Origin of the sequence: Dokdonia sp. R78006, assembly GCF_042466145.1 — a bacterium.
In the GTDB taxonomy this organism is placed as follows: Bacteria; Bacteroidota; Bacteroidia; order Flavobacteriales; family Flavobacteriaceae; genus Dokdonia.
The window spans coordinates 2,579,300-2,593,747 of sequence record NZ_JAXHBU010000001.1 but is presented as its reverse complement, the minus strand read 5'-3'; the positions used below and the strand labels follow the sequence as shown (position 1 = coordinate 2,593,747).

The following is a 14,448-nucleotide window of genomic DNA, read 5'->3' as shown; positions in this document are numbered from 1 at the left end:
TGAAAAGAAATGGAAAGCAATTCAATAAAGGAAAATTATAAAAATTTTACTACGGAAGAACTATTAAAACTAGTGCTAGAGCTTAAGTCTATAAAGCCTGAATATATTCCTTTACTGCAAGAAGAGCTTATTGATAGAAATGAAATACATGGAGCTTTAGATATAACCAAATATTTAATTTCTATTAAATATCATATTTCAGATGATGCTTTATTTGATACTATTTTAAGCTATCGAAAATCATTAATGTCAGAAGATGAAATTGATATAAAATTAAAAGAGGACTATGGTATTAGTCCTGAATATGCTCAATTGATTCATATTAGTCTTCTAGTAAAAGGTAAAGAGAATATTGCTATAGGAATTGCAATGATCATACTACCATTGATCTTTGGTTTACTCTTATTAAATTCAGGAGCTCTTATCGGTATAATACCACTATTATTGATTGGAATTGGCATCTGGAGATTAAAAAAAGGAATTGATCAATCGAAAACTAGATAATCCCAAAAAGAAGATTTTATTAAGAATAGCTAACAATAATACCGAACCCTGATTAACAACCTCTACAATTTCTTATTTTTAAGTTCACAAAACCAGAATACCAATTCTACCACACCAATGAAAAAACTACTACTTCCCCTGCTCCTAGTTGGAATTCTTATTGCAGGATGCAATCCGTCAACTAAGAAAACAAATACGCTACAAGAGTTCTTTAGTTATACTGAGAATGGCGAAACATTAATCAGTGCGCATCGCGGTGGTAAAAGTTATGCAGGCTACCCTGAGAACTGCTTAGAAACCATGAAATACATTAAAGAGTCTATTCCAAACGCGTTGTTTGAAATTGACGTGGCAAGTAGTGAGGACGGCGTTTTAATTCTTATGCATGACAGTTCGCTAGAAAGAACAACAACTGGCTCTGGAAGAGTTGATCAAAAAGATTGGGAAACACTCTCACATCTCCACTTAAAAGATGATTTTGACTCCATCACTAATTATAAAATTCCATTATTTAAGGATGCGTTAGATTGGGCAAAAAAGGAAAACGCCATACTCACGGTTGACATCAAGCGCAGCGTTGATCCAGAACTTGTACTCCGTTTCATAGAGGAAAATGATGCCTTAGAACAATCGGTGATTATTACTTACTCTATGGAAACGGCACAGCAACTGTACAAATTAAATCCTGAGGTTGTACTTTCTGTTAGCATTAGAAATATGAAAGAGTTTGATACAGCTGCTAGCTCTGGCATTCCATGGAAAAATATGGTCGCTTTTACGGGAACCATAGAATCAGATCCATCACTGTATGCCAAATTGCATGAAAAGGGAGTGATGTGTATGCTAGGAACTCTAGGTAACCTTGATAAAAAAGCAAAGGCAAGAGGCGATGTACTCTATAAACAATGGACAAAGCTTGGCATAGACGTCTTTGCAACCGATAGACCACTTGAAGTGAAAAAAGCAATTTCAAAGTAGCAAATCAACCAGCAACGCCTAGTATTTAAAATAACCCAGTAACAGCATTTACAACCTTAGATTACCACACCAATGAACAGACTAACACTTCTACTCCTTTCAATCGTATTAATTTCTTGCAACAACACCGAAAAGAAAGAGCAGCTTCCAGAGAAAAAGGAAGTTGTACAACCCACAATAAAATCCATAGAAGAAGTTAAAAGCAAAATCAAACGTTTTAATGATTTCATCCCGAGCGATTACGAACTTGTGATTTCTAGAAATGAACTCAATAAAGTAATGTCAGATTTTAATAAAGACGGCGTTTCTGATTACGCGGTATTACTAGCCAGCGGAAAAAACGACAGAGATTACGCAAACACAAAAGACGTGCGACTTGCGATTTTTGAAGGACAAGCAGATGGTTCTTTCGTACTCAAGAGCCAAACCGGTAATTTGACTTCGGCCTTTTTACATGTAAACCCTAAGCGTAGGATAAAAGTTGCCAGAGCAAATGTGATCAGTGTGAAGCACGAATCGATGAGACATGACTATGAGTTACAAATCAAATATGATAAAACATACAACGACTATATGCTCATAGGCTCTGAATATAACAACTACGGGAACGCCGCAAAAGATAGCGCCGGTAACATAAGCTCCAACTTTATAGAAGGCAAAAGAGTGTCGACTATTGGTAAGAAGAAAACAACGAATTTAGATAAGAAGCTCTTGCCTATTTCGGAAATTAACGACGGTAATATTTATGAATTGATTGGTGGGTAGGGTTCGTTGAAGTTGAAATTGAAGTTGTAAAATCTAACACTTTGCCATACCTCAAAACTACCATCTAATCACAAAACCTATTAAACCAATAGTTGTTTCACGCTGTATAAAGGGAGATTACGCTCAATGAAGATGAGCAATTAACTAACTACATATCAATACTCTAAAGATAGTTTTGTGTCAATATAAATCATAAAACTTTTGACATGCCTACAGAAACAAAAAAATCAGACAACGTTCTTGAACAATTTTTAAGCGAATTTGAAACCTTAGTTTCCGGAATTACCGAGCACGCATTAAAAAATGCAGAGGACGAAGATGAAAAGGCGGTGATACAATCATTTGCACCATCACTTAATAATCAAATTTTTGAACTCAATCAGTTCATTAGAGAAGGTTCAAAAAAATCTTCAAAACAACAAGAGCGCGATGTACTTGAAGTTTTAAAAATAAGCTCAGGTGTATCACTTGCCAAAAATGCAAAAGGGATGTTCCCTAGCATAGGATCCCTCGTAGGAAAACTTGGAATTGATAGAATTATCAAAGAAATTAAAAAGATTATCTACGCTATTCTTGATATGATAGGTATCAAACTGCCTAAATGGTTGGATAAAATTATAAACCTTATTGATGAAATAATCGCATTTATCTTATCTGGAGGCTCTTCAAAAATGATGACTACATTTTCTATTCAAGAGCAGAATTACTTGAACGAATTAACACAGCTAGCCAAATTAGAGCAAGCGCACCAATTCAAGTTTCAAGAAGATGAAGATGAGGAATAAGACATTAGAATAAAAAAGCTGCACTAAGCAGTTAGCATTCTAGTCCATTACTACAAGCTTTTAATTCAATCTATGCCATTATAAACCTTTGGCTCGCGCTATAAGTTGTAGCTCATGATTGTATTAAGAGCTTGTTTTTTTACAGATATTTCAATGGCTGTTGCGCTTTCGCGAAAGCGTATACTTCACCATAAATTCTTGTATATTTAATGTAAGATAAACTGCTAATCACTATTGGCAGGTTAGAATCCATAAAGTTCCACTCCCTAATCTTTGATTATTATTTATGCTAGAAACTATCAGACTAAGGTTTGAGCCAATATCTCCAAAACATCTAGAAGATGCTGCAGATATGTTTTGCACTAATAATCGGGTTATGGCATCTACACTAAAAGGCAGCGTTTTTACTAGAAGCGAATTTGATTCCTTACTTCATACAGATTTTATAAATGAACAAGAACCTGTATTTGGCTTCTGGTGCGTCATATTAAAGGAAAGCAATCGTTTTATAGGAGTCTCTGGTATCCATAAAATCAATTATCAAGATAAAGAGTATTGTGAGTTTGGCTTTATATTAAATGATAGGCACTGGGGTCAAGGTTTTGCCACAGAGATAGGTCACCACTGGATTTCATATGCAGCGGAAACCCTACAACTAGATAATATTATAGCCACTGTAAGTCCGCACAACCTAGCATCTAGAAGAGTATTAGAAAAACTTGATATGAAGTATATGGATCAAGTAACATCTGTAGATAGAGGCGAGCGCATTATCTTAGGTAAGAACCTCTTTAAGCACTGATTATAAACAATTAAACCAAAAAGTATACGTATTATGAAAATGTGTATACAAGAAGTAAGGATAGCTACAACTAATTTTGCCCTCATAAATCTTAAGCTAAAAAGTAATAATTATGAGTGCAACTATATTTGGTAAAGAAGGATGGACACCGGAGCGAATAGGTGACTTAACTAATCAAACGTTTTTAATTACTGGCGCAAATACTGGTGCAGGTTTTGAAGCAGCTAGACTATTGTTAGAAAAAAATGCAAAAGTCGTTATGCTCAATCGGAACAGTAAAAAATCTGAAGATGCTATTACTATTCTAAAAGATGAGTTCGGTGCTCAGGTAGATGTTTCTTTTATCAAAATGGATCTGGCAAATCTTGAATCTGTAAGGAAAGCTGCCTTAACTATAAATAATAAGATTTCTAAAATTGACGCGCTTCTATGTAATGCAGCTGTCGCACAGCTTCCTAAACAAACATTTACAGCAGATGGTTTTGAGAGTCATTTAGGTATCAATCACTATGGACATTTTTTACTATGTGGTTTATTGTTTGATAAAATTGAGAGTTCAAAGGGGCGTATTGTAGTTGTAGCAAGTGAAGGCTATAAAATGGGGATTAAAACAATTCAGTTTGAAGATATGAATTGGAATAAGAATTATCATCCTAATAAAACGTACTGTCACAGTAAACTAGCTCAAATGATGTTTGCATATGAGCTTCAAGACAAAATTAAAGCTGCGAAAAAAAATGTAAATGTGTATGTATGCCATCCTGGAGCATCTGCCACAACACTAATTAAAAACAGCGGTGGCCTTAAAGATAGGATCATTTTTGGCTTAATGTCACTTACTCCACTAGTACAATCTGCACGAAAGGGTGCATATCCAGAAGTGATGTGTGCTACAGAGGAGGAAAGACTACTAAATCTTAAAGGATATTATGGTCCTACAGGGAGAATGCAATGGACGGGACCTGTGGGTGAATGTACTCTAGAATCACATGCTCAAGATAAAGCAGTAATGAAACAATTATGGCAGGTATCAGAGAAAGCCACCAATTTCAAATGGGATCTAAAATCATAATAATCAATACATTCTTTTAAAGAAGGTGTTATTTTCTGCGATACCATATCTTTAAAATGATTACTTTAATTACTTAAATTATAGAAGGTTTATTGACTTTCGGATGTATCATTAATTTCACGACTCATCATGCAACATTTTAAAACACTATCTGCGTATTTAGAATATATAGAACTACCAATGCCAGAGCACCCTATGTTAAGCGTTTTTACTACACATGGAGATGGGTTTTTACCTTGCCCAAAAGATAGTTCTCCTCCAATCACAAATGACTGTTATAGCATAAGTCTCAAAAAAATAATGAAAGGCGAGCTCAATTATGGTCGCACTACCTATGATTTTACAAATGGTGCACTTATATGTATCGCTCCGCGGCAGGTATTACAATGGGATAATAGCGTAGTATATGATCAAAAGGGATTTTCTATTAATTTTCATCAAGATTTTTTAAACGGTACAGAGCTAGCAAAGCAAATCAAATTGTATGGTTTCTTCTCTTATTCTGTAAATGAAGCTTTACACCTATCTCCTAAGGAAGAAAAGCAGATGATATCCATTGTAGATAACATAGCGCTTGAATACAACAATAATCAAGATGCATTTAGTAAAGATATTATCATATCACAACTAAGCACGCTCCTTAAATATGCAAACCGCTTTTATGAAAGACAGTTCATAAACCGAAAAAAACTATCTAATGATCTTCTTAAATTATTTAATAATTACTTAAATCAATATTTTGAATCTGGCCAGCTACAAGAAAAAGGAATCCCTAGTATAGATGATATTGCGACCCATCTATCTGTATCAAAGCGCTACCTAAGTGATACGCTTAAAAAGGAAACAGGTAAAACCTCTACAGAGCATATACAACTTTACCTAATAGACGAAGCCAAGAATGTTTTATTAGATCCGCATAAGACCATCTCGCAAGTAGCTTATGATCTTGGGTTTGAGTATCCAGCTTACTTCTCTAGATTATTCAAAAAGAAAGAAGGAATGAGTCCGAGTACATATAGACAAAAACACCAAATGAATTAATATGGAAATTTTAAAAATTGCCATTGAGTGGGCAAAAGCTGAAGTCTTTTCTTCAAAATTTTTTATCCTTTTTGCCATACTGTTTATAGCTGGGAGCGTGGGATTTTGGCACCTAGGAAAAACAGAAATTGCAAAAGCATATATTATCCCAACTGCAGTAGCCGGAGCATTACTCTTGGTTGTAGGTACTGGTATACTCTATGCTAATAATAAAAGAATTACAAGTTTTGAAACGGACTATAACACCAATACTACAGCATTTATAGCATCCGAAATTAAGCGTACAGAAAAGTCTATGAACGAGTACAAATTAATAGTTTTTAAAGTAATTCCTATTATTATAGTTGCTGCAGCTTTACTTATCGTATTCATTGACAAAAACAACTGGAGGGCTAGTTGCATTACAACTATCGCAATGATGCTTGTAATATTACTTATAGATAGTAACGCAAATGAAAGGTTAAAGGAATATCATAGACAATTACAGATTGATGTTACACAGTCATAAATTATAATCCAGCAATAATATACACCTCTATTAAGTTACTAGCATACTCGTATTCAAATACCATTATTTCACTAGTAGTACGCTTTCGCGAAAGCGCACTAACCCATCAATAACTTCCAATAAAGATTGATAGGCATAATAGATGTATATTTATTGCCTTGTTATTATGTAAATATCTTAATCGCTTTATGCCATCATCTTCCCTCAATAAACTCTACAAGTACTTAAATAATGAAGGCGATGAGCGTGTGTGTAAAGGCATTACAGATGAGGCCTGTAAACATGTTGCTACAAATTACTTTAGCATTCTCTTTACACACACTTTTACAAAACTAGGTGATACACTAAGTAATCCTAAAACAGTGCTCACATGGCTCATGAATTATGTGGGAGCTCCTGTTTTTCTCATAAGTCTCATTGTTCCTATACGTGAGTCTGGCGCCCTTATCCCGCAAGTTGCTATCTCAAACTATGTAAAAAGAAAACCCATACGTAAGTACATCTGGGTTATAGGTGCTATTATTCAAGGTCTTGCTATTGCTGCAATAGGGATTGTGGCATTACAATTTGAAAAACAAACTGCGGGATGGTTAATAATTATATGTTTAATCATTTTTAGCCTTGCGCGTGCTCTAGCTTCTGTGAGTTCTAAGGATGTAAAAGGAAAGACTATCCCAAAAACGAGGAGGGGAAAACTAGGAGGGTATACTTCCTCTTTTGCTGGTGTTTTAGTTCTTGCTGCAGGCTTGTACATTACCTATAAATCTAAAACTAATGAGGATATACAGTTTTATACAAACCTCATATTTTTTGCGGCTTCGATGTGGATCATTGCAGCGGTGATTTATGCTTTTATAAAAGAATTTCCAACAGACATTACAACAGACGAGAGTGAGCAAAACAGTATTCTAGATAATATTAAACTACTTAAAGAAGATAGCCACCTAAGAAACTTCGTGATCGCAAGATCGTTATTACTCTGTTCTGCCCTATCTGCACCGTTTTACGTCACATTAGCACAAAATAACGTTGAGGGAACTAGTTATCTATTAGGGTTACTCATTATCTCAAATGGACTTGCCTCTATTGTAAGTTCGCCATCCTGGGGTAAACTAGCAGATAAATTTAGTAAAAATACGATGGCATATGCAGTTACTATAGCCTCGCTTTGCGGTATTGTACTAGTCATTCTTGTAAGCTTTTCATCTAGTTTAAAAACACAATTATGGTTATATCCCTTGGCTTTCTTTATCCTCGGTATTGCGCACAGTGGCGTGCGTCAAGGTAGAAAAACATATGTTTTAGATATGGCAAAGGGTAATGAAAGAACAAATTATGTCTCTGTAAGTAACACCATCATAGGGATCATTTTACTTTTTACAGGAGGATTGAGTGCTGCGCTATCCTTGATATCCGTAGAGGTTGTTATCATTGTACTATCTATTTTAGGCTTTTGGGGCGCCATAAAAAGCTACCGCTTACCTAATGTCGAAAAAGAGAACGGGTAATTATGAGCCAACTTATTACTGAGTTCTCATCTCAAATCTAATGGCATGGGTTGATGCAAATCCAATGTTCGCGAAAGCGAATAATCACATCACATTTGGTTGCATACTAAAAAGCAAGTAAGTTTGTTATTCATCCAGAACATAGCAATTATAACCTACTTAATATGACACAAGACCTTACTAATCTCGCTTTTAACCTTCTACCTGCAGTGATTGTTGCGTTGCTGGCATATTACTTTTTTAGCCAGTACATAAAGGAGCAAGAGGGACAACGCAGATATCAACTTCATAAAGCCAATCAGGCAAATGCGTTACCGCAAAAATTACAAGCCTATGAACGTATAACGCTATTTCTCGAGCGCATCTCCCCAGGCAATCTAGTATCACGTGTAAAGCCTTACAGTGATGATTCTAATGAATATGAAGCGCTTTTATTACGCACAATTACAGAAGAATTTGAGCATAATTTATCACAGCAAATCTATATTACTCAAGAGTGCTGGAACGTGGTGCGCACTGCCAAAAGTGCAACTGCAGCCCTCATTCGTAAGACTAATATGAGTGATAAAGTAGATACGAGTGACAAACTGCGTGAGACGATCTTACGTGATCTTATGGATACGGCGGCTCCTAGCGACACGGCTTTACAATTTATCAAGCAAGAGGTGAGCGAGATTATCTAGCTATAACGCCTTTATACCTTGCAAATAAGCGATTTCTTGTTCTGAGAGGTCGCTTTTTATAGTTACAAGCAGAGCGGCTATTTTTGGATTTTTAAGGGCATTAATAAGTAACTTTCTTGCGCTTTCGCGAAAACGCCAAACGTTATGTACACTAGCTTCTATAAGATTATGCAGGCTCTCCTCCTCATAAGATTCTAGCTGTCTTAAATAGTTAAATGCATTCTCCCGCAGCTGATACGGTTGAGATGGCGCTGTATAACCTATAAGCTCTTTATAACGAGCTAAAGATGCTGCAGGCTTATATTGTGGCGTCGCGAGCGATAACGCAAGCCACAGCGTTCTTATATTGCCATCTGCAAACCCCAGCTGATTGTCCATGAGATCTAATACCTTACGTTGTGACGTAGGGTCGTTACGCTGCTGATGATATACCCATAACTTAATCATGGCTTGCTCACGTGTGATATAACTCTTATCACTAAGCAACTCATAAAACTCAAGTACCAGTGCTTCTGGAACTTGCTCAAGCGAACTAGCGATAGCTTGTCTTATAAACACATTCTCTGTTTCCATGGCGCTTTTATATGCCGGAAGCGTAGCGTTTATTGATTCTTGTGAGAGTTGGTAGATTGCCTCAGCGCCTAGATAATCGTTATTTGTAGCCATGGCATTCATAAGCGCTGTAAACTTCGAAGAAAGCGCCACTGCTCTACCCGACTGCAATTGGAAATACTGCTGCATGAATGCGTTTTCCTTGAGAGACGCAAGCGCTTCCTCAGCTTGAAAAGCGGTCTGATACAACCAGTTTTTCTTAAATGCAGTGAGATCAACGTTTGTTACTGCGGCCACTTCTGCCATAAATAGGTCCGTTGTGACGTTTTTATAAGCGTATTTAGTCAGGTAGTTTCTTACTGCGGTATCAAAAGCTTCGGCTCCTACTTGTTCTCGTAGTATATGCACTGCCCACGCGCCTTTCTGGTAATACGTGAGGCTACTCCCTCCAGCAGCTACGAGTCTCTGCCCTTCGCCCATATCGCTGAGTTCACGTAGCTGCTCTGCGGTTTCAAAAAGCTTGAAATAAAAATAATCATCTCCAAAAATCTCACGCTCTGCTAGCAATGCGTAGTACGTAGCAAATCCTTCATGCAGCCAGTGATGCTCACTACTAGTTTCTGTCACTAAATCTCCAAACCATTGATGCGCCAACTCGTGAGCGTTTACATTTACATAATTGCGATCTGTAAAGCCTATCTCATCTACCATAAAACTATCTGAAAACACAGTGAGGCTTGCGTTTTCCATGCCTGCATACAGAAAATCCTTTACGGGAACTTGCTTATAATCTTGAAAAGGAAACGGCACACCAATCGTGGTTTCTAAGAAGTCGAAAATCTCTTTAGAGTGCTTGTAAGTAGTCGCGACTTTGAGCGAATCCTCAGGGCGATAATAATATTCTAATGGAACTCCAGAACTAGCAGTCCCGCTCTTCATGGCGTAATCGCCTGCTACGAGCGCAACGAGATAGCTAGAAATAGGTTGTTGCATATCAAAAGAAGAAAACTGAGCTCCATAATCCTTTAAAACCCTATTGCCTTCTCCATTTGCAATAATCGTCTTGCTGTTATGTCCAGCTACTTTTAAGTCAAAAACAATCTTATCGTTCATATCATCTATACTCGGTAACCAGTGCGATGTATACTTCCCTTGTCCTTGCGTCCAGAATTCTTCTTTACCGTTATTATTTACAAAGTAAGCCGCTTTTAATGGTTTCACTTGATAATCAAATTGGGCTTTGTAGGTTGTACCTACCTTAAATTCCCCAGTGAGCACAATGGTACTATCTGTAGCAGTGACAGTGATTGACGGTGTTTTATCTACAACCTTCATTGCGACGCCATCCATGACTACTTGATCTACATTTTGTAATATCGTAAATGTAGTTTCAACGGATCCTAAAATGGATTTACTGTCAAAATCTAAAGACAAGGATGCATTGATGGTCTTAAAATCAACAGTAGCGGTTTGTGCAGATATCTCTTGAGAATACGCTTTCGCGAAAGCGCAACAAGTGATTATAAACAGGAATAGGTATTTCATATTTTAAAAATAACAACTTTTAAGCCACTATCTTTTAAATATCAATTCGAAAATCTGAATTAAAGACCTTATTTTTACTTTAATGAATCCCACTTTTTTACAAACTCCCATAGATTACCTCAAAGGCGTAGGTCCTAACAGAGCAGATTTGCTCCGTTCTGAGCTGGGTATTCATACCTTTCAAGACCTGATGCACTTGTTTCCTAATCGATATATCGATAAAACGCAGTATTACAAAATAGACGAACTAGAGCGTAATAATGCCGATGTGCAAATAATAGGTAAGTTTTCAGGACTCAAAATGATAGAGGGAAAAGGGCGACGACTCGTTGCTACTTTTAAAGATGACACTGGGCAAATGGAGCTTGTGTGGTTTAGAGGACATAAATGGATTAGGGAGAGTATAAAGCTCAATACTCCTTATGTAATTTTTGGAAAATGTAATTATTACAACGGTAATTTTTCCATGCCTCATCCAGAAATGGAGCTACTTGCAGATCATGAAAAAAGTATCAAATCTGCTATGCAACCGGTCTATCCATCTACCGAAAAATTGAGCAATCGAGGAGTCACAAATAAGGTGGTAAATGGTGTGATGCAAACCCTCTTTTTAGAGTGTAAAAATCACCTCTTTGAGAGCCTCTCAAAACCCATCTTAACTGAACTTAAATTGATGCCAAAAAGAGAGGCGCTTTTGAACGTTCATTTCCCGCAATCTCAAGAGCATTTAGCAAGGGCACAATACCGCTTAAAATTTGAAGAATTTTTTTACATTCAGCTACAATTAGCATTCAAAAATGTTAACCATAAAACTAAAATAAAAGGGTATCCATTTGAAAAAATAGGCCCTAATTTCACCACCTTTTATAACGACCATTTACCCTTTGAATTGACAGGTGCACAAAAACGAGTGCTCAAAGAAATACGTCATGATCTAGGTACAAATGCACAGATGAATCGTCTTTTACAGGGAGATGTAGGTTCTGGAAAAACTATTGTGGCGCTCATGTCAATGCTTATGGCACTTGACAACGGTTTTCAAGCTTGTTTGATGGCTCCTACTGCCATCCTGGCAGTGCAGCACTATAACGGTTTAAAAGAATTGTTTAAAGAGCTGAATACCAGTATTTTACTATTACAAGGTTCAACCAAAACTTCAGAACGTAAAATCATACACGAACAGCTTGAAAATGGCGAGTTAAACATCCTTATCGGGACTCATGCACTGCTAGAAGACAAGGTGAAATTTAAAAATCTTGGGCTTGCTGTGATAGATGAGCAACACCGTTTTGGGGTAAAACAACGAAGTAAATTATGGCATAAAAACGAGTACCCTCCACATGTACTTGTGATGACCGCCACCCCTATTCCGCGCACCCTCGCCATGACCGTTTACGGTGATCTAGATGTGAGTGTTATAGACGAACTTCCACCGGGTAGAAAGTCCATAAAAACAGTGCATAGATATGACTCAAATAGGCTCAAAGTTTTCAAGTTTATTAGAGACGAAATTGCACTAGGAAGACAGGTCTATATTGTATACCCATTAATCCAAGAATCTGAGGCAATGGACTACAAAGATTTGATGGATGGATATGAGAGTATTTCGCGAGAATTCCCCATGCCAAAATATCAAATTTCTATCGTCCACGGACAAATGAAACCAGCCGATAAGGAGATTGAAATGAATCGTTTTATCAAAGGCGAAACACAAATCATGGTCGCCACTACCGTTATTGAAGTTGGCGTAAATGTTCCCAACGCCTCAGTGATGATTATAGAAAGCGCAGAACGTTTTGGTTTAAGTCAGCTACACCAATTACGTGGTCGTGTAGGTCGTGGAGCAGAGCAGAGTTATTGCATCTTAATGACGAGTCATAAGTTATCAAGCGACAGTAAAGTGCGCTTAGAGACGATGACACGCACTAATGATGGTTTTGAGATTGCAGAGGTTGATCTCAAGCTACGTGGTCCAGGTGATATTACCGGAACTCAACAAAGTGGTGCCTTAAACCTCAAGATAGCCGATATTATAAGAGATAATGATATTCTTAAAGTAGCCCGAAGCTATGCGTGGGCTGTGGTTAAGGATGACCCTACATTCAAAAAGGAAGAAAATCAAATTGTGCGATTCATGTATGCCCAGATGATGAAGTTTAAAAATATCTGGAGTTATATATCGTAATCACTCAGCCAGCAGCTGCGCTACAAATTCCTCAAACCCCTTTTTAAACTCGAGGTGCTTCTCCCCTGTTGCAGTACCGTTATATCCTGTGTGGATGCGTCTCACAGTTCCTTTCTTATCTACAAAAATGAGTGTAGGATATGAAAGCACATGATTAAGCATAGGTAGCTTTTCGGCAGCCTTTTTCTTATCAGAATCTCCCCATTGCGCTAGAAGTATCGGATACGGAATGTCTAATCGTTCTTGCATACGCTTAATGCTCGCAAACGCCTTCTCCTTAGTGGGCGCATATTCAAAAGCCAAAGAAACTACCTCAAGATCATCTGATGGAAATTCTTTCAAATATTGTTTTATAAATTTTGATTCTTCCAAGCAATTAGGACACCACGTACCCATAAGCTTAACGAGTACTACCTTATTTTTAAATCGCTTGTCTTCTAGTGACACCACTTCCCCACTGCTATCCGGGAAAGAAAATGCAAGTCTATCATACCCCTCTTTTAAATAAGTCAAGGTGTTTGCATCTGGAAGTTCGTAGTTGTCATTCTTAGTTGCTACAAACGGCTCTTTCCAGTGATCACCACTATAAAAATGCCCCTGCATTGTACTATCTGTTACAGTTGCCACAAAGAGAAACGCATGCGCTCCATCAAAGGTTGATAGTCGAAGCTTGTCGCCATCTAACTTTCCCTCGAGATAACGGTAATCACCCGTTGTAGTTCTAAAAGTACCCGTAACAATATCACCATCTGACTTAAAAGTACCTTTGGCGATATATCGATCGTCGGGATTATCTGGACTAAAAACAGTCTCCCAACTACCATCTACATTAACATTCGCTGTATTCTCGCTTAATACTTCGGCTGAGGAAACAAAACGTTCTTTTACTCCGTGAGTCATTGTAAACGGCACCACTCGATCAAGACTTGGCTTTATAAAAGAGCCCGTTATTTGATTTCCGCTTTCGCGAAAGCGTCCCGCAAAATACCCTTCAAAAACAGGAGTTTGGATACGTATACTATCGCCATTAATCACAATCTCGTCCACCTCTATGCGCTCCTCTGCGTTATAAATGGTAATAGTTCCATCATCATTTGCCTCAAATATAAAGGGAAGTTCTTCATGATCTTGAACAGCTAGTGTAGCTCTCCAAAAGCCTGAATTCAACGTTTGAGGAGTGATTACCGCCTTGTCTTGATTACAAGAAATAATGCTAATAAATGAGATGAGAATAAGTATCTGTTTCATAAATCAAAGATATACCAACACAGTCTCATTCTTTTAAAGCGCCTTACAGAAGTTTTAAATAGTAAGCTACGCATAAAGTCTCACCGCCTAGTAATTAGAAAATGCCAAACACCTACAAAACAGCGTTTATAGTCACCAATTATCGAGATGACGTGTTGCTAAAACACGCTTTGGCGAAACTAGTTCCTAATTCACTTCGGGAAGCTTAAAAAAACTGCTGAGATACTCGCTCATCTGCTTTGCTCACTAGCTAGGTTATTCTATCTTTGACG

13 protein-coding genes are annotated in these 14,448 nt (G+C 37.3%); 11 read left to right on the top strand and 2 right to left on the bottom strand.

Features of this window, described 5'->3' with window-relative positions:
* Positions 1-9: 9 nt before the first annotated feature.
* From SJY37_RS11550 to SJY37_RS11505, 10 genes are all read left to right on the top strand, one after another.
* Entirely contained in the window at positions 10-504 is a 495-nt protein-coding gene (locus SJY37_RS11550; protein ID WP_379953098.1) for a hypothetical protein, read from the top strand.
* A gap of 117 nt (positions 505-621) precedes the next feature.
* Positions 622-1,482: a glycerophosphodiester phosphodiesterase family protein gene (locus tag SJY37_RS11545; RefSeq protein ID WP_379953097.1), complete on the top strand. Its 861-nt coding sequence runs from the start codon at positions 622-624 to the stop codon at positions 1,480-1,482.
* Between the two features lie 72 nt (positions 1,483-1,554).
* Positions 1,555-2,247, top strand: a complete 693-nt coding sequence (locus SJY37_RS11540; RefSeq protein WP_379953096.1) for a hypothetical protein — start codon at positions 1,555-1,557, stop codon at positions 2,245-2,247.
* A gap of 206 nt (positions 2,248-2,453) precedes the next feature.
* Positions 2,454-3,032, top strand: a complete 579-nt coding sequence (locus SJY37_RS11535) for a hypothetical protein (protein ID WP_339844881.1) — start codon at positions 2,454-2,456, stop codon at positions 3,030-3,032.
* A gap of 286 nt (positions 3,033-3,318) precedes the next feature.
* Positions 3,319-3,834 carry a GNAT family N-acetyltransferase gene (locus tag SJY37_RS11530; protein WP_379953095.1) on the top strand — a complete coding sequence of 172 codons (516 nt, stop codon included), beginning with the start codon at positions 3,319-3,321 and terminating at the stop codon, positions 3,832-3,834.
* A 112-nt stretch (positions 3,835-3,946) separates the two neighbouring features.
* Positions 3,947-4,906 carry an SDR family oxidoreductase gene (locus SJY37_RS11525; RefSeq protein WP_379953094.1) on the top strand — a complete coding sequence of 320 codons (960 nt, stop codon included), beginning with the start codon at positions 3,947-3,949 and terminating at the stop codon, positions 4,904-4,906.
* A 129-nt stretch (positions 4,907-5,035) separates the two neighbouring features.
* Positions 5,036-5,947 carry a helix-turn-helix domain-containing protein gene (locus SJY37_RS11520; protein WP_379953093.1) on the top strand — a complete coding sequence of 304 codons (912 nt, stop codon included), beginning with the start codon at positions 5,036-5,038 and terminating at the stop codon, positions 5,945-5,947.
* 1 nt (position 5,948) lies between these two features.
* Positions 5,949-6,455, top strand: a complete 507-nt coding sequence (locus SJY37_RS11515) for a hypothetical protein (protein WP_379953092.1) — start codon at positions 5,949-5,951, stop codon at positions 6,453-6,455.
* A gap of 188 nt (positions 6,456-6,643) precedes the next feature.
* Positions 6,644-7,963, top strand: a complete 1,320-nt coding sequence (locus SJY37_RS11510) for an MFS transporter (protein WP_379953091.1) — start codon at positions 6,644-6,646, stop codon at positions 7,961-7,963.
* A gap of 164 nt (positions 7,964-8,127) precedes the next feature.
* Positions 8,128-8,646, top strand: coding sequence for a hypothetical protein (locus SJY37_RS11505; RefSeq protein WP_379953090.1), 519 nt, complete (start codon positions 8,128-8,130; stop codon positions 8,644-8,646).
* On the opposite strand, the gene SJY37_RS11500 is transcribed toward SJY37_RS11505, so the two are convergent.
* Positions 8,647-10,743 (bottom strand): M1 family metallopeptidase, encoded by a 2,097-nt coding sequence (locus SJY37_RS11500; protein WP_379953089.1) that lies wholly within the window; start codon positions 10,741-10,743, stop codon positions 8,647-8,649. It lies immediately after the preceding gene.
* 82 nt (positions 10,744-10,825) lie between these two features.
* Here SJY37_RS11500 and recG point away from each other — a divergent pair, with 82 nt between their 5' ends.
* A complete protein-coding gene (gene recG / locus SJY37_RS11495; RefSeq protein WP_379953088.1) occupies positions 10,826-12,928 on the top strand; it encodes an ATP-dependent DNA helicase RecG in 2,103 nt (700 codons plus the stop codon).
* Here recG and SJY37_RS11490 read toward each other — a convergent pair whose 3' ends face one another.
* On the bottom strand, positions 12,929-14,176 hold the full coding sequence (locus tag SJY37_RS11490; RefSeq protein ID WP_379953087.1) for a TlpA family protein disulfide reductase: 1,248 nt from the start codon (positions 14,174-14,176) through the stop codon (positions 12,929-12,931).
* Positions 14,177-14,448 lie beyond the last annotated feature (272 nt).

What these genes read in the sequence shown, in the direction of transcription:
- SJY37_RS11500 (WP_379953089.1), bottom strand. Translation starts at nt 10,743, where the DNA reads ATGAAATACCTATTCCTGTTTATAATCACTTGTTGCGCTTTCGCGAAA.
- recG (WP_379953088.1), top strand. Translation starts at nt 10,826, where the DNA reads ATGAATCCCACTTTTTTACAAACTCCCATAGATTACCTCAAAGGCGTA.
- SJY37_RS11535 (WP_339844881.1), top strand. Translation starts at nt 2,454, where the DNA reads ATGCCTACAGAAACAAAAAAATCAGACAACGTTCTTGAACAATTTTTA.
- SJY37_RS11520 (WP_379953093.1), top strand. Translation starts at nt 5,036, where the DNA reads ATGCAACATTTTAAAACACTATCTGCGTATTTAGAATATATAGAACTA.
- SJY37_RS11510 (WP_379953091.1), top strand. Translation starts at nt 6,644, where the DNA reads ATGCCATCATCTTCCCTCAATAAACTCTACAAGTACTTAAATAATGAA.
- SJY37_RS11515 (WP_379953092.1), top strand. Translation starts at nt 5,949, where the DNA reads ATGGAAATTTTAAAAATTGCCATTGAGTGGGCAAAAGCTGAAGTCTTT.
- SJY37_RS11540 (WP_379953096.1), top strand. Translation starts at nt 1,555, where the DNA reads ATGAACAGACTAACACTTCTACTCCTTTCAATCGTATTAATTTCTTGC.
- SJY37_RS11525 (WP_379953094.1), top strand. Translation starts at nt 3,947, where the DNA reads ATGAGTGCAACTATATTTGGTAAAGAAGGATGGACACCGGAGCGAATA.
- SJY37_RS11550 (WP_379953098.1), top strand. Translation starts at nt 10, where the DNA reads ATGGAAAGCAATTCAATAAAGGAAAATTATAAAAATTTTACTACGGAA.
- SJY37_RS11545 (WP_379953097.1), top strand. Translation starts at nt 622, where the DNA reads ATGAAAAAACTACTACTTCCCCTGCTCCTAGTTGGAATTCTTATTGCA.
- SJY37_RS11490 (WP_379953087.1), bottom strand. Translation starts at nt 14,176, where the DNA reads ATGAAACAGATACTTATTCTCATCTCATTTATTAGCATTATTTCTTGT.
- SJY37_RS11505 (WP_379953090.1), top strand. Translation starts at nt 8,128, where the DNA reads ATGACACAAGACCTTACTAATCTCGCTTTTAACCTTCTACCTGCAGTG.
- SJY37_RS11530 (WP_379953095.1), top strand. Translation starts at nt 3,319, where the DNA reads ATGCTAGAAACTATCAGACTAAGGTTTGAGCCAATATCTCCAAAACAT.